15 protein-coding genes are annotated in these 20537 nt (G+C 62.8%); 13 read left to right on the forward strand and 2 right to left on the reverse strand.

Annotated features, from left to right (window positions below; translation table 11 throughout):
- Positions 1-44: 44 nt before the first annotated feature.
- The 12 genes from ACLRDN_RS01075 (at position 45) to ACLRDN_RS01130 (ending at position 14159) form a co-directional block, all read left to right on the forward strand.
- Positions 45-1934 (forward strand): glycoside hydrolase family 15 protein, encoded by a 1890-nt coding sequence (locus tag ACLRDN_RS01075; RefSeq protein WP_413458604.1) that lies wholly within the window; start codon positions 45-47, stop codon positions 1932-1934.
- Complete coding sequence (gene otsA, locus ACLRDN_RS01080) at positions 1934-3328, forward strand: alpha,alpha-trehalose-phosphate synthase (UDP-forming) (RefSeq protein ID WP_413458605.1); 1395 nt, start codon at positions 1934-1936, stop codon at positions 3326-3328. Before ACLRDN_RS01075 ends, otsA begins: the two co-directional genes overlap by 1 nt.
- A 166-nt stretch (positions 3329-3494) precedes the next feature.
- Positions 3495-3851, forward strand: a complete 357-nt coding sequence (locus ACLRDN_RS01085) for an FmdB family zinc ribbon protein (RefSeq protein ID WP_413458606.1) — start codon at positions 3495-3497, stop codon at positions 3849-3851.
- A 19-nt stretch (positions 3852-3870) separates the two neighbouring features.
- Entirely contained in the window at positions 3871-4506 is a 636-nt protein-coding gene (locus ACLRDN_RS01090) for a DUF502 domain-containing protein (RefSeq protein WP_413458607.1), read from the forward strand.
- A 97-nt stretch (positions 4507-4603) separates the two neighbouring features.
- On the forward strand, positions 4604-6409 hold the full coding sequence (aspS, locus tag ACLRDN_RS01095) for an aspartate--tRNA ligase (protein ID WP_209533794.1): 1806 nt from the start codon (positions 4604-4606) through the stop codon (positions 6407-6409).
- A gap of 309 nt (positions 6410-6718) precedes the next feature.
- Positions 6719-8020 (forward strand): MFS transporter, encoded by a 1302-nt coding sequence (locus ACLRDN_RS01100; RefSeq protein WP_413458608.1) that lies wholly within the window; start codon positions 6719-6721, stop codon positions 8018-8020.
- A gap of 8 nt (positions 8021-8028) precedes the next feature.
- Complete coding sequence (locus ACLRDN_RS01105; RefSeq protein WP_413458609.1) at positions 8029-9258, forward strand: amidohydrolase family protein; 1230 nt, start codon at positions 8029-8031, stop codon at positions 9256-9258.
- A 110-nt stretch (positions 9259-9368) separates the two neighbouring features.
- Complete coding sequence (locus tag ACLRDN_RS01110; RefSeq protein WP_413458610.1) at positions 9369-10274, forward strand: LysR substrate-binding domain-containing protein; 906 nt, start codon at positions 9369-9371, stop codon at positions 10272-10274.
- Positions 10275-10325: 51 nt separating this feature from the next.
- Complete coding sequence (gene nudB / locus ACLRDN_RS01115; RefSeq protein WP_413458611.1) at positions 10326-10829, forward strand: dihydroneopterin triphosphate diphosphatase; 504 nt, start codon at positions 10326-10328, stop codon at positions 10827-10829.
- 54 nt (positions 10830-10883) lie between these two features.
- Complete coding sequence (locus ACLRDN_RS01120; protein WP_413458612.1) at positions 10884-11681, forward strand: endonuclease/exonuclease/phosphatase family protein; 798 nt, start codon at positions 10884-10886, stop codon at positions 11679-11681.
- Positions 11682-11683: 2 nt separating this feature from the next.
- On the forward strand, positions 11684-12847 hold the full coding sequence (locus ACLRDN_RS01125; protein WP_413458613.1) for a phospholipase D-like domain-containing protein: 1164 nt from the start codon (positions 11684-11686) through the stop codon (positions 12845-12847).
- 136 nt (positions 12848-12983) lie between these two features.
- Positions 12984-14159, forward strand: a complete 1176-nt coding sequence (locus ACLRDN_RS01130) for an acetyl-CoA C-acetyltransferase (protein WP_413458614.1) — start codon at positions 12984-12986, stop codon at positions 14157-14159.
- Between the two features lie 84 nt (positions 14160-14243).
- On the opposite strand, the gene ACLRDN_RS01135 is transcribed toward ACLRDN_RS01130, so the two are convergent.
- Positions 14244-16976, reverse strand: a complete 2733-nt coding sequence (locus ACLRDN_RS01135) for a DUF6396 domain-containing protein (protein WP_413458615.1) — start codon at positions 16974-16976, stop codon at positions 14244-14246.
- A gap of 26 nt (positions 16977-17002) precedes the next feature.
- Positions 17003-19903, reverse strand: a complete 2901-nt coding sequence (locus tag ACLRDN_RS01140) for a type VI secretion system Vgr family protein (RefSeq protein ID WP_413458616.1) — start codon at positions 19901-19903, stop codon at positions 17003-17005.
- Positions 19904-20086: 183 nt separating this feature from the next.
- Here ACLRDN_RS01140 and ACLRDN_RS01145 point away from each other — a divergent pair, with 183 nt between their 5' ends.
- Complete coding sequence (locus tag ACLRDN_RS01145; protein ID WP_039785255.1) at positions 20087-20461, forward strand: RNA-binding S4 domain-containing protein; 375 nt, start codon at positions 20087-20089, stop codon at positions 20459-20461.
- Positions 20462-20537 lie beyond the last annotated feature (76 nt).

Below are 20537 nucleotides of genomic sequence, written 5' to 3' on the forward strand. Positions count from 1 at the left end.
CTTCCACCAAGAAATCTGACCCACAGAACAGAGCACGAGGAACCATGAGCCAGCCCAGCCCCGATCCGCAGCAAGAAGCGCAACCGCAGCCGCATTCCCAGACGCAGCACACCGAACAACCGCACCTGGCCGCCCAGGCGCATGACATGCCCTCGACCTCCTCGCTGGAGCTGGGCGTGATCGGCAATTGCGCCTTCTCGGCGCTGGTGGACAAGATGGGCCGCATCGTCTGGTGCTGCCTGCCACGTTTCGATGGCGATCCGGTCTTCAATGCGCTGCTCGACCCTACCGACAGCGGGGCACTGTGGGCCTTCCAGCTGGAGAATTTTTCCCACAGCGAGCAGTGGTATGAACCCAATACCGCCGTGCTGCGCACCCGCCTGTACGACACGCTGGGGCAGGGCATCGAGATCACCGACCTGGCGCCGCGCTTCCAGAGCCGCGGCCGCTTCTTCCGTCCGCTGCAGCTGGTGCGCCGCATTCATCCGCTCTCAGGCGCGCCGCGCATGCGCGTGGTGCTGCGTCCCAAGTTCGACTGGGGCCGCGAAGTGCCGCTGCAGACGCGCGGCAGCAACCACATCCGCTATGTCGGCCAGGAACAGACCCTGCGCCTCAATACCGATGCGCCCATCAGCTACATCGTCGACGAGACCGCCTTCGTGGTCAGCCGCCCCTACAACTTCATCCTCGGTCCGGACGAAACCCTGCATGGCGGCATCAACGATACCGCCCGTGATTTCGAGCAGGAAACCACGGCCTACTGGCGCAACTGGAGCCGTGCGCTGGCCACGCCCCTGGAGTGGCAGGATGCCGTCATCCGCGCCGCCATCACGCTGAAAATGTCGGTGTATGAAGATACGGGCGCGATCATCGCCGCCATGACCACCAGCGTGCCCGAAGCACCGGGCAGCCAGCGCAACTGGGACTACCGTTATTGCTGGCTGCGTGACGCTTTCTTCGTGGTGCGAGCCCTCAACAGTCTCTCCGAGCTGGGCACCATGGAAGACTACCTGCGCTGGCTGACCAATGTGGTGGTGCGTTCCGGCGGCGGCCACGTGCAGCCGCTCTACGGCATCGGCCTGGAAGAAGCGCTGCCCGAACAGATCCTGGATCACCTGCCGGGCTACCAGCATCACCAGCCGGTGCGCGTGGGCAACCAGGCGTATGAACATTTCCAGCACGACGTCTATGGCAACATCGTGCTGGGCGCGGCGCAGGCCTTCCACGACATGCGCCTGCACCATCGCGCCGGGGCCGAACACTTCCAGCATCTGGAAGCGGTGGGCGAACGTGCTTATGAAGTCTACAACCAGCCCGACGCCGGCATGTGGGAGCTGCGTACCCGTTCGCGCATCCATACTTCGTCGGCGCTCATGAGCTGGGCCGCCTGCGACCGCCTGGCCAAGATCGCCGCCCGCGTGGACCTGCCCGAGCGCGCCCGCTACTGGGGCGACCGTGCCAAGGAAATCGGCGACCGCATCCTTACCGAAGCCTGGAATGAACAGCGCCAGGCCTATGCCGAAAGCTTCGGCGGGCGCGACCTCGATGCCAGCGTGCTGCTGATGGTGGAAGTGGGCCTGATCTCGCCCACCGATCCGCGCTTCATCTCTACCGTGGAAGCGCTGGAGAAGTCCCTCTGCGACGGCCCCTACATGCGCCGCTACGAAGCCCCGGATGATTTCGGCCGTCCCGAGACTGCCTTCAACATCTGCACCTTCTGGCGCATCGATGCGCTGGCGCGCATCGGCCGCAAGGAGCAGGCGCGCGAGATCTTCCAGGCCATGCTCGATGCCCGCAACCACCTGGGCCTGCTGTCCGAGGATACGCATCCGGTCACGCGCCAGATGTGGGGCAACTTCCCGCAGACCTATTCGATGGTGGGCATCATCAACTGTGCGATGCGCCTGTCGGCTTCGTGGGAGGCGGTGATCTGATGGGCAGACTCGTCGTCGTTTCCAATCGCCTCGCCGATCCCCGCAAGCCGGCTGCCGGCGGGCTGGCCGTCGCCCTGGGCGAGACCCTCAAGAAGACCGGCGGACTCTGGTTCGGCTGGAGCGGCAAGGTCGCCGAGAACGGCACGCCCGGCGAGGGCGAGCTGCGCGTCAACCAGGCCGGCCCCGTCACGCTGGCTGAACTGGACCTGTCGCAGGAAGACCATGATGCTTACTATCGCGGCTACGCCAATGGCGTGCTGTGGCCGGTCTTCCACTATCGGCTGGACCTGGCGCATTTCGAAGCGGGCCATCTGGGCGGTTATCGCCGGGTCAATCAACTCTTCGCGCGTAAATTGTTTCCGCTCTTGAAGCGCGATGACATCGTCTGGATCCACGATTACCACCTCATCCCACTGGCCGCTGAACTGCGCGCCATGGGCTGCGAGGCGCGCATCGGCTTCTTCCTGCACATCCCGCTGCCGCCGCCGCCGATCCTCACTGCCATCCCTTCGCATGAATGGCTCATGCGTGCGCTGTTTGCGTACGACCTGGTGGGCTTCCAGAACCACGCCGACCTGCAGCACTTCGCCCAGTACGTGCAGGCCGAAGCGACCGCCGAACCGGTCGGTCCCAACCAGTTCCGCGCCTTCAACCGCACGGTGCATGCCAACGCCTTCCCGATCGGCATCGACGTGGCCGAGTTCCAGCGCCTGGGCCAGGCCAAGGAAGCGCGCGATACCTATGAAAGCACCAAGGCCGAATATTCGCGCCGGCGCCTGCTCATCGGCGTGGACCGGCTGGATTATTCCAAGGGCCTGCCGCAGCGCATCCGCGCCTTCCGCGAGCTGCTGCGCCTGTATCCGGAGAATCGCCACAGCGCCACCTTGCTGCAGATCGCCTCGCCCAGCCGTGAAGACGTGGAAGCCTACGGCGACATCCAGCGCGAACTGGAAAGCCTGTGCGGCTCCATCAACGGCGACTTTGGCGACTTCGACTGGATGCCGATCCGCTACATCCACCGTACCGTGGCGCGCCGCCGCCTGCCGGGTTTGTACCGCGCCTGCGCGGTGGCGCTGGTGACGCCCCTGCGTGACGGCATGAACCTGGTGGCCAAGGAATTCGTCGCCTCCCAGGATCCGGAGGACCCGGGCGTACTGGTGCTCTCGCGCTTTGCCGGTGCGGCCGAGCAGATGAAGGATGCGCTCATCATCAACCCGTATGACACCCACGGCACCGCCCAGGTCATCCAGCAGGCCCTGCAGATGTCGCAGGGCGAACGGCGCGAGCGCCATGCCGCGCTGATGGAAAACATCCGCCGGTTCGACGTGCATTGGTGGTGTCGTGAATTTCTTGACACCCTGCGCAGCAGCCGCGCCGCCCCGGTGGAGAGTTGAGCCGCTGCCCTCAAGGGCAGTGAATAAAATTGCAAAATGGCAAACTTTGCCTGGCGCGACGGTAGTGGCCGTCGCGCCAGCGCATCGCCTGCGCGGGCAGGTTCACTAAAACTCCGCCAAAAGCCTTTATAATTCAGGGTTTTGGAAGTTTTTTGCGGAGTGAGTCATGCCCATTTATGCGTATCGCTGCAAAGCGTGTGGTTTTGCCAAGGATGTCTTGCAGAAGATCTCTGACGATGCGTTGACCGTTTGCCCCTCTTGCAACAAGGACAGCTTCAGGAAGCAATTGACTGCGGCCGGCTTCCAGTTGAAGGGTTCGGGCTGGTACGTGACCGATTTCCGGGGCAATGGCAGTGGCACGGCCAACAGCAAGGGTGCCAATGGCACCGGCATTGCCGGCGCCACCGACGCCCCCGCTGCGGCTGCCGAAGCACCTGCCGCTGCAGCCCCGGCGGCTGCGCCCGCACCGGCGCCGGCGGCGGCTGCCCCTGCGGCGGCACCGTCCACCCCCAGCGCCAGCTAACGAGGTCTTCCTTTCCCCCATGCGCAAATACTTCATCACGGGTCTGCTGATCCTGGTTCCCCTGGCCATCACGCTGTGGGTGCTCAATCTGATCATCAGTACCATGGACCAGTCGCTGCTCCTGCTGCCAGAGGCCTGGCGGCCGGCGCACTGGCTGGGCCACAACATCCCCGGCCTGGGGGCGATCCTGACCTTGCTGATCATCTTCATCACGGGCCTGGCCGCGCGCAATTTCATCGGCCGCCGCCTGGTGCTGCTGTGGGAAGGCCTGCTGACCCGCATTCCGGTGGTGAAGTCGATCTATTCCAGCGTCAAGCAGGTTTCCGATACGCTGTTCTCGCCCTCCGGCAATGCCTTCCGCAAGGCCGTGCTGATCCAGTACCCGCGCCAGGGTTCGTGGACCATCGCCTTCCTGACCGGCACACCTGGTGGCGAGGTCAAGAACCACCTGCAGGGTGAGTTCATCAGCGTGTATGTGCCCACCACCCCCAACCCGACTTCCGGTTTCTTCCTGATGCTGCCGCGTGCCGATGCCATCGAGCTCGACATGTCGGTGGATGCAGCCCTGAAGTACATCGTCTCCATGGGCGTGGTCGCCCCCGAGATGGTCACCGACAAGAAGATCATCACCGACGCGGCGGCGCCGAAGAATTGAGGGGGCGGCCGGCAGTCCGCTGCCCGGCCAGCCCCGCCTTCGCCCTTAGCGTCTTCTCTCTAGAATCCAACAAGAACACTGTCAACGGAATCAAACCATGTCCATGCGAACCCAATACTGTGGCCTCACTACCGAGGCACTGCTCGGCCAAACCGTCAGCCTCTGCGGCTGGGTGCACCGTCGCCGCGATCACGGCGGCGTGATCTTCATCGACCTGCGCGACCGCGAAGGCCTGGTCCAGGTGGTCTGCGACCCGGATCGCGCGGATGTCTTCAAGAATGCCGAATCGGTGCGCAACGAGTTCTGCCTGCGCATCACCGGTCTCGTGCGCAACCGCCCGGAAGGCACCACCAACGCCAACCTGAAGTCGGGCAAGATCGAAGTGCTGTGCCAGGAACTGGAAGTGCTGAACCCGTCGGTGACGCCGCCGTTCCAGCTGGATGACGAAAACCTGTCCGAAACCACCCGCCTGACCCACCGCGTGCTGGACCTGCGCCGTCCGCAGATGCAGAACAACCTGCGCCTGCGCTACAAGGTCGCCATGGAAGTGCGCAAGTTCCTGGATGCCCAAGGCTTCATCGACATCGAAACCCCGATGCTGACCAAGTCCACCCCGGAAGGCGCCCGCGATTACCTGGTGCCCTCGCGCGTGAACGCCGGTGAATTCTTCGCCCTGCCGCAATCGCCCCAGCTATTCAAGCAGCTGCTGATGGTGGCCAACTTCGACCGCTACTACCAGATCACCAAGTGCTTCCGTGACGAAGACCTGCGCGCTGACCGCCAGCCGGAATTCACCCAGATCGACTGCGAAACCTCCTTCCTGAACGAACAGGAAATCCGTGACCTGTTCGAAGGCATGATCCGCCTGGTCTTCAAGAATGCGCTGGACATCGACCTGCCGAACCCGTTCCCGGTGATGGACTTCGCCACCGCCATGGGCATGTATGGTTCGGACAAGCCGGACATGCGCGTCAAGCTCGAATTCACCGAGCTGACCGATGTCATGAAGGACGTGGACTTCAAGGTCTTCTCGGGCGCTGCCAACAGCGAAGGCGGCCGCGTGGTCGGCCTGCGCGTGCCGGGCGGTGCTGAAATGCCGCGTTCGGAAATCGACGCCTACACCCAGTTCGTCGCCATCTACGGCGCCAAGGGCCTGGCCTACATCAAGGTCAATGAAAAGGCCAAGGGCCGTGACGGCCTGCAGTCGCCCATCGTCAAGAACATCCACGATGCGGCCCTGAACGCCATCCTGGAAAAGACCGGCGCACAAGACGGCGACCTGATCTTCTTCGGTGCCGACAAGGCCAAGGTGGTCAACGATGCCATCGGCGCGCTGCGCGTGAAGATCGGTCACAGCGAATTCGGCAAGAAGAACGGCCTGTTCGACGACGCATGGCGTCCGCTGTGGGTGGTCGACTTCCCCATGTTCGAATACGACGAAGACGGCCAGCGCTGGGTTGCCCTGCACCACCCGTTCACCTCGCCCAAGGATGGCCACGAAGACTTCATCTCGACCAACCCGGGTGCGGCCATCGCCAAGGCCTACGACATGGTCCTGAACGGTTGGGAACTGGGCGGCGGCTCGGTCCGTATCCACCGCGCCGACGTGCAGAGCAAGGTGTTCCGCGCCCTGAAGATCGATGACGAAGAAGCCCGCCTGAAGTTCGGCTTCCTGCTGGACGCCCTGCAATACGGCGCGCCCCCGCACGGCGGCATCGCCTTCGGCCTGGACCGCCTGGTCACCATGATGGCCGGGGCCGAATCGATCCGCGACGTGATCGCCTTCCCCAAGACCCAGCGCGCCCAGTGCCTGCTGACCCACGCCCCGTCGGAAGTGGACGAGAAGCAGCTGCGCGAGCTGCATATCCGCCTGCGCAATACCGAGCCGGCAGTGAAGGCCTGATCGATTTACTGATTTTCAGTTTTTCGATTCATCGATTCGACATTCATCTCCCCATCGATTCATTGATGGGGTTGATGAATCGAAAAGGGCAGCAACAAAAAAGCGCGTGCAGAAATGCACGCGCTTTTTTCATTCCGGCAGCGGATTTCTAAACGATATAAACAATATAAAAAGTTAAGGCGGAAAATCGCCAAATCATTTACGCATGCATGCGCACAGAGCATGGCGGCATGCGCAGATATCATTTCCGCCCGTCTCCCGCTGACCCTATTATCGGCCGCATATCAACGTCTGACATGAGGGGAGAGCATGCAAGCAACGACATTACCAGCCGGCGGGATTCCGGTGGTGACCAATCACCAGCGCCGCCGCGCGATCATTGCCACCGTGATCGGCAATGGTCTCGAATGGTTCGATTTCACCGTCTACAGTTTCTTCGCGGTGATCATTGCCAAGCTGTTCTTCCCGACCGGTAACGACCTGACCTCCTTGCTGCTGGCCGTGGCCACCTTCGGTGTCGGCTTCTTCATGCGCCCGGTGGGCGGCATCCTGCTCGGCATCTACGCCGACCGCGTGGGCCGCAAGGCGGCGCTGTCGGTCACCATCCTGCTCATGGCGGTGGGTACCACCATGATCGGCCTGGCACCGACCTATGAGAGCGTGGGCCTGTTCGCTCCGCTCATCATCGTCGTGGCACGCCTGCTGCAAGGCTTCTCGGCCGGCGGCGAAATGGGCAGCGCCACTGCCTTCCTGACCGAATATGCACCCGAGCGTGAACGCGCCTATTACTCCAGCTGGATTCAGGCCAGCATCGGCGTGGCCGTGCTGCTGGGGGCGGCCGTCGGTACCTTCGTCACCACCAGCCTGGAACCGGAAGCACTGGCCAGCTGGGGCTGGCGCCTGCCTTTCCTGCTGGGCATCATCATCGGCCCGGTCGGTTACTACATCCGCAATCACCTCGAAGAAACGCCGACCTTCCTGGAAGAAAAGGACAAGACCGATTCGCCCTTGAAGGAAGTGATCCGCAACTTCCCGCGCGAGACCTCGGCCAGCTTTTCGATGGTGATCCTGTGGACGGTCTGTACCTATGTGCTGCTGTTCTACATGCCGACCTATTCGGTGAAGGTGCTGAAGCTGCCGCAAACCACCGGCTTCATCGCCGGCATGGTCGGTGGACTCTGCATCATGGTGCTGGCCCCCATCGTCGGCCGCCTGGCCGACCGCATCGGACGGCGTCCGCTGCTCTCGGGTGCTGCCGCGCTGATCCTGGTGCTGGCCTATCCCATGTTCGCTTACATCAACAGCGCGCCCAGCCTGTCCACGCTGCTGATCTTCCAGCTGGTCTTCGGCACCCTGATTGCGGCCTATACCGGCCCGATCCTGGCGGCCTTCTCCGAACTGTTCCCGGCCAAGGTGCTTTCCACCGGACTGTCGGTGGCCTACAACCTGGCCGTGACCATCTTCGGCGGCTTTGCTTCCTTCTTCATCACCTGGCTCATCGCCGCCACCGGCAACAACATGGCGCCGGCCTTCTACGTGATGATTGCCGCTGCCATCAGCTTCGTCGGCACCCGCTTCGTGCGTGAGCCGCAGTACCTGCAACAACATTGAATTTCGCCATGACCAAGATTCTCCTGAAGGGCGGCAACGTCCTCGACCCGGCACTGGGTAGCCTCTTCCCGCGCCATGATGTCCTGATTGAAAAAGACCGCATCATCGATGTCTCCGCCACCCCGCTGGAGGTGAGCGGTGCACGCGTGATCGACGTCACCGGCAAGACCGTCATGCCCGGCCTGATCGATTGCCACGTTCACGTGCTGGCCTCGCTGGCCAACCTGGGCCTGAATGCCTTGCAGCCCGGCTCGCTGACCTCGATTCGCGCCTTGCCCATCGTCGAAGCCATGTTGAATCGCGGCTTCACCAGTGTGCGGGATGCCGGTGGTGCCGACTGGGGCCTGGCACAAGCCATTGCCATCGGCCTGGTGCCGGGCCCGCGCATCTTCCCCTCGGGCAAGGCGCTGTCGCAGACTGGTGGCCATGGCGATTTCCGGCCGCGTTCCGATGTGCTGGAGCCGTGCTCCTGTGCCTTCCGCGCCGGTGCCATTGCGCGCGTGGCCGATGGTGTGGATGCCGTGCGCCTGGCGGCCCGCGAGGAATTGCAGAAGGGGGCAACCCAGATCAAGATCATGGCCTCGGGCGGCGTCGCTTCGCCCACCGACCCCATCGGCAATACCCAATACAGCGAAGATGAAATCCGCGCCATCGTGGCCGAAGCCGAGGCCGCGCAGACCTACGTGATGGCGCACGCTTACACTGGCCGCGCCATCGCCCGCGCCGTGCGCTGCGGCGTGCGCACCATCGAGCACGGCAACCTGGTCGATGCCGAGGCCGCACGCGTGATGCGGGAGCACAGTACCTTCGTGGTGCCCACCCTGGTTACCTACGACTCACTGGCCCGTGATGGCGCGCGCCTGGGCCTGCCGCCCGATTCGGTGGCCAAGATCGAATCGGTACGCCAGGCTGGCCGTGACTCGCTGCGCATCTATGCCGAGCACGGCGTGCAGATGGGCTTCGGCTCGGACCTGCTGGGCGAGATGCATCAGGATCAGTCGACCGAATTCCTGATCCGCGCCGAGATCCTGGGCAACCTCGACACCATCCGCTCGGCCACCTCGATTGCCGCTGCCATTCTGCAGCGCGAAGGCGAACTGGGCACTGTGCGTGCCGGTGCGCTGGCCGACCTGATCGTGGTCGACGGCAATCCGCTGCAAGACATCACGCTGCTGACCGGGCAGGGCGAACACCTGTCGCTGGTCATGCAATCCGGCCATATCCACCGCAGCCGCTGATGCATCTTTTCCGCCGCCGCTTTCCGTACGTCATGGGAAAGCAGCGGCGGGCATGCTTTTCGCTCTACCATCTCGACCTGGATGAGACCTTTCGAGCCGGAGCGCCGACCATGCGTATATCGCCCCTTCCCCCATTACCTTCGCTGATCGCCTTCGAGGCGGCCATGCGCCATGGCAGCTTCACCCGCGCGGCGGCTGAACTGCACCTCACGCAAAGCGCCATCAGCCGACAGATCGCCCAGCTGGAGCGCTTTCTCGGCAAGAAGCTGTTCCTGCGCGAGCCACGCGCGTTGCGCCTGACGGTGAGCGGCCAGCGCTATGCCGCGCTGGTGCAGCGCCTGCTGGTCGACTGTGCCGAGGCCACCGAAGACATCATGAAGCGCAAGGGCCACCAGGAACTGACGGTGGCCTGTTCGCAGGGGGTGGCGGTGCTGTGGCTGACGCCGCGCCTGGCGCGTTTTCGTGCCCAGCATCCGGATTGCCACCTGCGCCTGGTCGTCAATGACAGCCTGGCCCAGCTCTCCGAAACCGATTTCGACATGGGCATCTACTTCCTGCGCGATGGCCCGCCCTCGGGCCTGGCGGTGCGCCGGCTGTATGACGAGGAAGTGTTCCCGGTCTGCTCGCCGGCCTATCTGAAGGGCCGCACGCTGGCCCCGGCCGAGCTGCCCCAGGAGACCCTGCTGATGCTGGAAGACGGGCAGCGCCAGTGGATGTCCTGGCAGAACTGGCTGGCGCACAACGAGGTGGACGATGTACGCATCGAACAGCAGATCCTTTCCAATCAATATCCGGTGCTGCTGCAACTGGCCATGGAAGGGCAGGGCATCGTGCTGGCCTGGCGCCACATGATCGACGCCTGCATGGAGCAAGGGCTGCTGGTGCGCGCCTGTGAAGCCAGCGCCAGCCTGGGCGGCGGCTATTACGCAGTGTGGCCGCGCGACCGCATCGAGCACGCAGCCGCCCGCGCCTTTCGCAGCTGGCTGGTGGACGAGAGCGAAGCCTCGCTGCTCTGAAACGCTGCCGTCCCGATACAATGGAGCCTTTCACGCCTCACGGACAGGCCCATGACGCAAGCCAAGCCCTACAAGATTCCCGAATCGGTGCTGGTGGTGATCCACAGCGCCGATCAGCACGTGTTGTTGATCGAACGCGCCGACCAGCCCGGTTTCTGGCAATCGGTGACCGGTTCCAAGGATGCCCTTGATGAGCCCTTGTCGGAGACCGCCCGACGCGAAGTGGAGGAAGAAACCGGCATCGTGGTGGCCGACACCGGCGTAGACTCCTTGCACGATGGCGGAAACCGCGTGCCGCGTGCGCACCTGCGTGACTGGCAACTTTCCAACATCTATGACATCTATCCGGTCTGGCGGCACCGCTATGCGCCAGGCGTGACGAGAAACACCGAACATGTCTTTGGCCTCTTGGTGCCGCGCGATATTCCGGTGACGCTGGCCCCGCGCGAGCACACCCGCCATGTCTGGCTGCCGTATCGCGAGGCGGCCGACCGCTGTTTCTCGCCCTCCAATGCGGAAGCGATCCTGCAGTTGCCGCGCTATCTGGCGACCTAGCCAGCGTCTTGCGCGGGACCGCCACCGGACAAGAACAAGAGAAAGGTTGCATCGATGAAGCTGCGCGTTGCCACATACAACATCCACAAGGGCGTGACCTCCTTTGCCGGCCGCCCGCGCATCCTGGCGTTGAAGCAGGCGCTGGCACAACTGGATCCGGACATCCTGTTCCTGCAGGAAGTGCAGGGCCGCCACGACCTCAACGCCCTGCGCCACGCCTCCAACTGGCCGCAGCAGGGGCAGCATGAATATCTTGCCGGCGACACGCATCATGCCGCCTACGGCATGAATGCCGTGTATGACCATGGCCATCATGGCAATGCGCTCATCTCGCGTTTTGAAATCGCGTCCATCCGCAACCAGGATGTCTCCGACCACGCTTACGAGTCGCGCGGCATCCTGCATTGCGTGGTGCCCATCGAAGGGGTGGAGGTGCATTGCTATGTGATTCACCTGGGGCTGTTCGCCGGCGGCCGCCGGCGCCAGATCGATGCGCTGATCCAGGCCGTGAGCAGCTCCTCGCCGCCGGATGCGCCCCTGCTGATCGCCGGCGATTTCAATGACTGGACCAACCAGCTGAGCCGCACGCTGTACCAGAACCTGGGCGTGACCGAAGTATTCGACCAGCCACAGCCCAATGCGCGCGGCGTGATGCAGGGCTTGCGCCGGCTGGGTGGCCTGTCGGCACCGATCCGCCCGGCGCGCACTTTCCCGGCCATGATGCCGTGGCTGCGGCTGGATCGCATCTACGTCCGTGGTTTCCGCGTGGAAACGGCGGAGGTCCTCAAGGATGGCCCCTGGGCGCGTCTGTCGGACCACGCCCCGATCGTGACCGAACTGCAGCTGGCCTGATCTTGCGCCACCTCACCTTTACCGACGGCAACCAGATTGCGCTGCTGCACAGTGGCGTGGGTTTCTATCCCGCCCTGATCAGCGCCATCGATGCGGCACGCGTCGAGATCTATCTGGAAACTTACATTTTCTCCCTGGACGATACGGGGGTACTTGTCTGTGAAGCCCTGCAAAGGGCCGCCGGGCGCGGCGTTGTGGTCTATGTCATCAATGACTGGCTCGGCACCGGCCGTGAAAATACTAACAAATTACGCCTTGCCTTGACGGCGGCCGGGGTGCAGCATCGTTCCTTCAATCCCTGGTTCCGGCGCGGCGTGGCGCGCAGCCATCGCAAGCTGTGCGTGGTGGATCGGCAGGTGGCTTTCGTTGGCGGGCTCAACATCAATGACGACATGGTCTCCGACCGTGACCACATCACAGCGCTGCCCGCACCGCGCTGGGATTTCGCCGTGAGCGTGCTGGGTCCGCTGGTGCAGGATATCTATCGTGAAGTGCAGGCGCAGTGGCTGCGCGTGGGGCGCATGAAACTGAAGGCGCGCTGGCGCAACTTCAAGCGGCTGCGCCATGGCCATCCGGGTCCGGTGCATGACCAGACCCAGGCTGCGCTGGTGGTGCGCGACAATTTCCGCAACCGGCGCACCATCCAGCGCGCCTATCTGCAGGCGCTCGGGCGTGCCCGCGAGACCGCCTTCCTTGCCAATCCTTACTTCGCGCCGGGCCGCAAGATGCGCCGCGCGCTGGAGGAAGCCGCCATGCGCGGGGTGAAGGTGACCCTGCTGCTGGGCGTGGGGCAGTTCGTGATGCAGGATGCGGTGGCGCATTCCTTCTATCCCAAGCTCTTGCGCGCGGGCGTGCGCATCGTCGAATACACCCATACCGAATTGCATGCCAAGGTGGCTGTGGTGGACGACAAATGGGCCACTGTGGGGTCGAGCAACTATGACGGCCTGTCGCTGTTCGTCAACCAGGAAGCCAACGTGGTGGTGCAGGATCCGGCCTTCGCCGCTTACCTGCGCCAGGAGATCGAAGCCGGTGCGGCCGGGGGCAGGGTGGTGCACCTGTCGGACTTCCTGCACGTGCCCTGGTACAAGCGGGCGGCGTATGGTGCGGCCTTCCTCCTTTATCGCACGGTAATTCACATCATCACGCTCGGAAAAGATGCCTGAGGCTTTTTGCCAGGTGTTTGATTTACCGAAAATTCACCATATCGCCTTCGAAGCTGAAATGGAATAAGATGACCATCCCGGTTTTCGAAGGGCGGCCGCGCGCGGCTTCCTGCACTTTCAATAAAAGGAGCGAGTTATGGATGATGTGGTCATTGTCGCAGCACAGAGAACGGCGATCGGCAAATTCGGCGGATCCTTGTCGAAGATTGCGGCGGCCGATCTGGGTGCGCAAGTCATCAAGGCCCTGCTGGCCAAGACCGGCATCAAGCCCGAAGCCATCAGCGAAGTCATCCTCGGCCAGGTGCTGACCGCGGGCCTGGGCCAGAACCCGGCGCGCCAGTCGGTCATCAAGTCGGGCCTGCCTGACATGGTCCCGGCCTTCGTGGTCGGCAAGGTCTGCGGCAGCGGCCTGAAGGCGGTGCAGCTGGCGGCGCAGGCGATTCGCTGCGGCGACGCGCAGATCGTCATCGCTGGCGGCCAGGAAAACATGAGCGCCTCGCCGCATGTGCTCAACAACTCGCGTGACGGCTTCCGCATGGGCGATGCCAAGCTGACCGACACCATGATCGTGGACGGCCTGTGGGACGTCTACAACCAGTACCACATGGGCATCACCGCCGAGAACGTGGCCAAGAAGTTCGAGATCAGCCGCGAAGAGCAGGATGCTTTCGCTGCCGCCTCGCAGAACAAGGCTGAAGCGGCGCAGAAGGCTGGCAGGTTCAAGGATGAGATCGTGCCCATCGAGATCAAGGGCAAGAAGGAAACCGTGGTCTTCGATACCGATGAATTCGTCAAGCACGGCGTGACTGCCGAAGCCCTGGCCGCGCTGCGTCCGGCCTTCGACAAGGCCGGCACGGTGACGGCCGGCAACGCCTCCGGCATCAACGATGGTGCAGCAGCCGTGGTGGTGACCTCGGCCAAGCTGGCCGCTGAACTGGGTCTGCCGGTGCTGGCCAGGATCAAGGCCTATTCTTCGGCGGGCCTGGATCCCAGCATCATGGGCATGGGCCCGGTACCGGCATCGCAGCTGACCTTGAAGAAGGCGGGCTGGACTGCGCAGGACCTGGACCTGATGGAAATCAACGAAGCCTTCGCCGCGCAAGCCATTGCGGTGAACAAGCAGATGGGCTGGGACACCAGCAAGATCAACGTCAACGGCGGCGCCATCGCCCTGGGCCACCCCATCGGTGCCTCCGGCTGCCGCGTGCTGGTGACGCTGCTGCACGAGATGGTGCGCCGGGATGCCAAGAAGGGTCTGGCCAGCCTCTGTATCGGTGGCGGCATGGGTGTGGCGCTGGCCGTGGAGCGTTGAGCTTGTTGAACACCTTGTTGTGATGAAGAAACGCCGGCTTGCGAGCCGGCGTTTTTCTTTGGGGCAAGAGCGGGTTGGTGCAGCTCAGCGGGTTGTTGATGCCGGTTCTGACGGACTGAAGTTGCGGATGGTGATGTCCTTGCGTCCTGATGGCAGAGGCTCATTGGCCTGGTCCAGCCATTGCCACTGGATATCTTTTGGAGAAATGTCCAGGCCGCGCTCACGCGGGTCAGGGAAAGGCTGTCCCTCTTCGACGTAGGCTTGGCGGTTCCATTGGTTGAAGACCTTGGCCAGCGGATGTGTGGGATCGACCTCGCCATGCCAGATACCAGTAGCAGGCGCCGGGAGCAAACCGCTGGAGCGCAATTCGCGTGAAGGGACGGGGACCTCCCGCAACACACCTTGCGGAACGCGCCAGTTAGGGATATGCCGTGCAGCCAGCGGTTTGGCAATCGGTGTGCCGAGATAGTGGAAACGAAGGACGCCGGACTCTTTTGTGATGTCTTCAGGGGGTGTGAAGGGTTCGCCCAGGGCGTAGTACATCGGTACCTGCGCAGCATTCCATGCCACTTGCTTGGGTGTGTAAGGTTTGGCCAATTGGGCGAGCCAAAAGCCGCTGATGATGGCATCGGTATGCAGATGCTGAATCAGGTGACCACCTTGCGGCTCGTCGGGGAGGACAAAGCCGTCCGGGATGTGAGCGCGGCCCTGACGCAGTGAAGCGGGGGAGGGTTTGATGTCCGCCAGTGAGGCTGTCTTGACGGGCTTGGCACCATCGATCAGGGTTTGCGCTTCGCCGTCCCAATAGGGAAGGATGGCGGGAGGCAGGGGGAGGACCTTGTCAAGGTTGGGGAGGCGCAGATCGGGGTTGAGGCGGAGCATGTCAGCAACGACGGCGTAACGCTCTGCGCGGTCTTGGTCCACAAGTCCGCTAACTAATTCTCGTCCCTGATCAAAGTTGACGAACAGCTTGTTGGCGCTTTCCTCGCTGCCGAACTTGACGCCGTCATGGAGAATATTTAAAGCGCGTTCATACTGCTTATCGAAATTCAGCTCCTGACCTAACTGATATGCAGCGCTTCCATTCTCTTGCTTGTAGCCACATTCAAGCATTTCTAAGGCTATACCTTTGTTTCCCCAGAAGCCTCCTTTGGGATCATCATAAGAGGCGTTGAGTTTATCCCCAAGATAAGCTAGTGCGTCGGGATTCCCCATTTCGGCTGCGTACCACCAGAAAGCATATGCTCGTGTTGCATCTTGCGTAACACCCGTTCCGTTCATGTGATAAGTTCCCATGAGGTCAAAGGCCTTCGGGGCGCCCGTGAGCATAGCCTTCTCCACCAGTTGCACAGCGCGCTCAGTATTGTGCTCTACGCCTGTTCCGTTGAGATGGAGACTGGCAAGGTTCAGCATGGCGCGCCAGTGATCTTTTTCGGCAGCTTTCTTCCAGAGAAGGGCTGCTTTTACGTAATCTCGATCGTCCGGCCAGAGGTCATAACTGGTAACGGCGAGTCCTTCTCTGAACCATTGCTCGGCCTCGTCGTCGGCTTGCTTCTGCGCGCGCTCCGGGGTGGGGATGACGATGAAGACATGCAGATTGGGAAGTTTTTTCAATGACTGTCCAGGCGCCTGCCACGCTGCGATGAAGTCTCGCCGAAGCTGCTTGAGATACCGCGCCCATTCGGTGTACTGGAAATACTGGTTCTCAATGTAGATGTAGTTGGAGGCGAAGCTGGTCGCTTGCCGGTACAGGCGCTGGATGGTCTTGTCGCCTTCCTCCGCCTGGGTGCGCACGATCTGGGCGCGGTGAGCGGCCTTGCCCGCGCGTAGCTTGAGGCCGGCAGGTGGCGACCGCAGGTCATGCGCACGTTGTATTTTCTGGTCAGCCGTGGCCACCCGGTTCCAGGCATCGACGAAATTCTTGCTCACGCTGATGAGCGCCTCGCCGCAAATGCGGCAAGCGTAATCTTGAAACGGCTTCAATCCGGGCAGAGCATCCCCGCCGCCTTCCCATGCTGCCCCCCGGCGCGGATCGTGAAACAGATGCCGGCGCGTGTCCCAGTAGTCTGTCACGCTGTTCAAGCCCATTACATAGCCGACGGCATGTTCACCGTTGGCATGGGCATAGTCGATCAGTATCGTTTTTTGATGAGCAGTCGATGCCTGAACCAGGGAGTGATGCTCAGTGATTGTAAGCTTGGTCGATTTCTCCTCTTTGAGACTCTCCCGGACCTTGTCGGCATTGCCTGCACGGACCTTGAAAGTGAGATGAGCATGCGTGCCATGGGTCGCTTCAAAGAACCACAGTGCATTGAAATGGCTGCGGCGCTCCTGCGGCGTGAGACCGGCTTCGTGCGGCTTGCCGGAAAGGCGTTCCTTATCCCGGATGTTCTTGAGCTTCTTTGCGTCGAGCTCGTCGTAGCCAGGCGTATTCTTTGCCATGCCCGAGATCGGGCTCTCGTTCCAGCACAGCACGCGTACGTTGACCGGGCTGCCATTGTTGTACTTGCCGGCCGCGACCTCCCTGAGCAAATCCCCCCAGGTCGGACCGCGAGGCCAGGTGTTGCCCTTGCGTTCCAGTTCCATGGCAGGGTCGAAGCCCCAGCAGATGATTTCCACGCTGTGCTTTGCCTGGCGGATGTCTTGCAAGATACGGGCAAAGCCTTCTTCGCCGCAGATCAATACTTCAAGCTGGTTGGCGTGATAGATCGGGGCATTGCTGTCTTCTGCGCGCTCCAGCAGCCATTGCGCGGTTGCGGTGGCGCTTCGTTTGCGCAAGTCGATAGGAACGCTGCCCGGGTGGTAAGTCTGTGTCATGGCGATGATCCAAAAAGGGAAGGGGTTCAGGCGCCTGCATGGCGCAGGCGGCTGTCTGCGTCCGCTTCTGTGCTGCGGTAGCCCGAGGCCGCCAGTTGCTGGTCCAGTGCACTGATCTGTTCGTGGACCGGTAAATCAAAGCAGTAGCCATTGGGGAGCTTGACCGAGTAGCTGTCGTCGCCCGGCTGATGGCCTTCGATCCTTAATCGCCCGGCCGCGTCAGTGACGCCCACGGCGATCTGCGCCCCCTGCTTGAAAAGCGTATAGGGCTGGTATGCCAGCGGCCTTCCATCGCGCGCATGGCTGCGCAGGCGTACCAGCAAACTGTTGCTCTTTTGTAAGTCTTCATAGGTGGGCGGCGGCGGGATCTCCGGTGACGGACAATTGGCCGGACCCAGCACATTGTGTTCGGCAGCCTGTTGTCGCCACTGTCCGCTGGTGCCGTGTTCGATGAGGCTGGCATTCCAGCGGCTGAAGCTGCCGCCGCCATGGATTTGCGTGTCATCGCGCGAGCGGATGCTGATCCTGGGGGCCTGCAGGATGATCTCTTCGCTGGCCTCCAGCAGGATGCGTCGCGCAGCCTGAAGCTCGACGTGTTCTTCGTGAGCCTGCACCTTGATGCTGCCCTTGCCGCTGATCAGCTTCATGTGCTTGCCGGCAAAGGCAGCGAACATTTCTCCTGCCCGCATCAGCAGCTTGCGTCCGGCACTGAGCTGGGTATTGTCCCGGCTGACCAGGTCGATATGCCGGGCCGCGCCCAGCACCATGGTGTCCTGGCTGGTCACGCTCACGCCAGCCGGGGCGTCGAGGGCGACCATGGGCGCCGCAGCGTGCCTTGTGCCGCCGCCCCCTTCGCCGGTATCCCATGCCTGCAGCTGCTTCCTGATGCGCGCCAGTTGCGCCAGATCGGTCGCTTCTGCGTGGTGCCTGGCGGCGTCGTGGCTCAGGCGCTGCGCCAGTTCCTCCAGGCTGTGCAGGGTGTCCAGCAGGGTCTCGCGCTCCAGCATGCGGCCGCGCCCACTGTCCTGCGCTTGCGCCGTAATGAGGACGCCCTTGGCCCCGCGCAGGACACCATGCCCGTCCGTGCGCGCCTCCAATCCCTCGCCACGGTCATCGCCCTGCCCATCGTGGCGCGGCTCGGTGAGATAACCCAGGTTGATCTGGCTGTGCTGATGCTCGCTGGCCAGTTGCGTGCTGATCTGTCCGGGCGTGTCATCCAAGCGCAGCTGGTTGTAGCGTATCCCGTCGATCTCCTTGGACTTGATCCCGGAGAGAAAACGATTGCCAGGCAAGCCACCACCATGGCTGAAACGGGCCGGATGGTTGATGCCGTTGTGCAGGACACCGGCGACGAACATCTTGTCCGGATCACCCCCGAGAAAATCGATCAGCACTTCCATGCCGACCCGCGGCACGGCATCGTGTCCATATCCCGCACCCGCCCATGCGCTCGATACGCGCACGAAAGCGCTGTCGCGATCCTCTCCGCTGGTGCCTGCACCTTGCGCGTGAACATGATCTTCCGCCTGCAGCCCCTGCAGTTGCACCTTGATACGGCCAAGTTCGTCGCAGTACACCTCTTCCCGTGCAGGGCCAACCACCAGGGCAGTGATCGGATGCACACTCGGCAGATGCAGCCCGGGATCGTAGTGCGGCGTCAGCGATGCGCTGCGGCGGCGGCAGGTGAGCTGGTTGCGGTAGCGCATGTCGGTTGCGCCCGGCACATCGGTCTGCCAGGTAGAGGCGGGCAGCAGGCGCTCGATGGCATCCTGCAGCGCTTTGGGGAAATTGTTTTCGGCTTGCTGGCGTAATGAGGTCACGATGAATTCGCGCAAGGTGCGATCGTGGCCGTGCATGTCGGGATGCCCTTCCAGCTCGAACCAGTGCCCCACCGCCAGGTCGCGCACCGTGCCACTGGCCTCAAAGGATTCGCTGCGGCCCTCGTGCGCCTGCATGCGGGCATGCGCCAGGCGCAAGTGATCCTGCTGGCCATCGGCCGCGTGCGGGGCCTCGATCAGCCCGTCGCCCAGGACGCATGCCAAGGCCCGGCCCGTATCGCCCTGGTCGAGCACATTCTGGCTGGCCGCTTCGTCCACGCGTACCGCCTTGTAGTCCCAGCTGCCGCGCCACACCCGCCCCGGCACCAGGCTGCGCTGACGGCTCCACGCGCTGATGGTGTCGCGCTGCTCTGTGGCGCCACTGCGGTGGTAACGCACGGTGCCGGCAGCGGCCTGGGACAGCAGAGGGGCGTAGTCGCAAAACACCAGCGTGTGCACGGGAATGCCCGCATCGGCCGTCTTGCCTGTATCGTCAGCAGGCTGGGGACTGGCCACGTACCAGCCGATGCCTTCGCGCCGGCAGAGGCGTCTTATGAAGTGCGCATCGGATTCGTTGAACTGATGGCTGATCTCGCGCGCCGGATAGCGGCGAGATTCCAGACGATCCAGGTTGAACTGAAACGCCATGGCCAATGCCGGGCTGCGCTGGCGCCATTCACCCAGCATGATCTCCAGGATGCGCGGCACGCTAAGTTGACGGAAGACGCGGGTATTGATGCGCTCCTCCATGATCGACAGCGCGTCCTTGAGCGTGAGCTGGTAGACCCGCAGCGCACCGTCGGCCTGGCCGGCACGCGCCTCGGTGATGATCCCGTTGGTGTGATGCATTCCACCACGATCGGTCACCATCTCGATGCCCAGTGGCTGTCCCAGCAGGGCCTGCAGCGGCAGTTCAGGATCGCCGGACACGCAGGTCAGTTTCGCCTGCAGTCCTTCCAGCCAGGCTTCCTCGATATCGACCCGCTGCACCAGCAGCCATTGCGCGAAACGACTTTCCTGCGGTCGCCAGCGCAGCCTGAGCGGACGGTGTTGCTGCGAGAGTACGGCGCTCGCAAACGCCGCAGTGATGCTCTGGAAGTGATCTGTCATGGCGGAATGGACGGCAGCGACAAGCGCGGTCACAAAAACTGGCCAGCATAGTGACGCCTCCCCGCCAGGTCATGGATTCACCAAAGAAAGGAAGTGAATCCCGATTTTCTTGAGCAAATGATTCAAAAAATATCGATAATTACCGCTACTCACTGAGCATCACTGATCAACTCTCATCCCGACATGGACACCACCCGCATCGACAAATGGTGCTGGGCCGCACGCTTCTTCAAGACGCGGTCGCAGGCCACCGAAGCCGTGGAGCGCGGCCGCATCAAGCTCAACGGCGAGCGCACCAAGCCCGCCCACAACGTCAGGAACGGCGACCGCCTGGACATCGACAACGGTTCCACCGAATGGGAAGTACTGGTCACCGGCATCGCCGACAAGCGCGGCTCGGCCGCCATTGCCGCTACCCTCTATCAGGAAACCGAAGAGAGCATCACGCGCCGTGCCGCGCTGGCCGAACGCCATCGCCTCTTCCGCGAACCCTCGGCCGAGATCAAGGGACGCCCCACCAAGCGTGACCGCCGCCTGCTGGACCGGTCCTCATCCTGATCCCGCCGCAGCGCTGGCTCGTTGTAAGATGAAGGCCGTTTTCCCCGGCCTGTCTTTTCTCCAACCCAGGTGCAAA

The organism is Herbaspirillum huttiense (assembly GCF_047300815.1).
Taxonomy (GTDB): domain Bacteria; phylum Pseudomonadota; class Gammaproteobacteria; order Burkholderiales; family Burkholderiaceae_D; genus Herbaspirillum; species Herbaspirillum huttiense_A.

Bases quoted from the DNA above. Each gene is read 5' to 3' on its own strand.
- aspS (WP_209533794.1), top strand. From the start codon at position 4,604: ATGTCCATGCGAACCCAATACTGTGGCCTCACTACCGAGGCACTGCTC.
- ACLRDN_RS01110 (WP_413458610.1), top strand. From the start codon at position 9,369: ATGCGTATATCGCCCCTTCCCCCATTACCTTCGCTGATCGCCTTCGAG.
- ACLRDN_RS01085 (WP_413458606.1), top strand. From the start codon at position 3,495: ATGCCCATTTATGCGTATCGCTGCAAAGCGTGTGGTTTTGCCAAGGAT.
- ACLRDN_RS01145 (WP_039785255.1), top strand. From the start codon at position 20,087: ATGGACACCACCCGCATCGACAAATGGTGCTGGGCCGCACGCTTCTTC.
- nudB (WP_413458611.1), top strand. From the start codon at position 10,326: ATGACGCAAGCCAAGCCCTACAAGATTCCCGAATCGGTGCTGGTGGTG.
- ACLRDN_RS01120 (WP_413458612.1), top strand. From the start codon at position 10,884: ATGAAGCTGCGCGTTGCCACATACAACATCCACAAGGGCGTGACCTCC.
- ACLRDN_RS01090 (WP_413458607.1), top strand. From the start codon at position 3,871: ATGCGCAAATACTTCATCACGGGTCTGCTGATCCTGGTTCCCCTGGCC.
- ACLRDN_RS01075 (WP_413458604.1), top strand. From the start codon at position 45: ATGAGCCAGCCCAGCCCCGATCCGCAGCAAGAAGCGCAACCGCAGCCG.
- ACLRDN_RS01105 (WP_413458609.1), top strand. From the start codon at position 8,029: ATGACCAAGATTCTCCTGAAGGGCGGCAACGTCCTCGACCCGGCACTG.
- ACLRDN_RS01130 (WP_413458614.1), top strand. From the start codon at position 12,984: ATGGATGATGTGGTCATTGTCGCAGCACAGAGAACGGCGATCGGCAAA.
- otsA (WP_413458605.1), top strand. From the start codon at position 1,934: ATGGGCAGACTCGTCGTCGTTTCCAATCGCCTCGCCGATCCCCGCAAG.
- ACLRDN_RS01140 (WP_413458616.1), bottom strand. From the start codon at position 19,903: ATGACAGATCACTTCCAGAGCATCACTGCGGCGTTTGCGAGCGCCGTA.
- ACLRDN_RS01100 (WP_413458608.1), top strand. From the start codon at position 6,719: ATGCAAGCAACGACATTACCAGCCGGCGGGATTCCGGTGGTGACCAAT.
- ACLRDN_RS01135 (WP_413458615.1), bottom strand. From the start codon at position 16,976: ATGACACAGACTTACCACCCGGGCAGCGTTCCTATCGACTTGCGCAAA.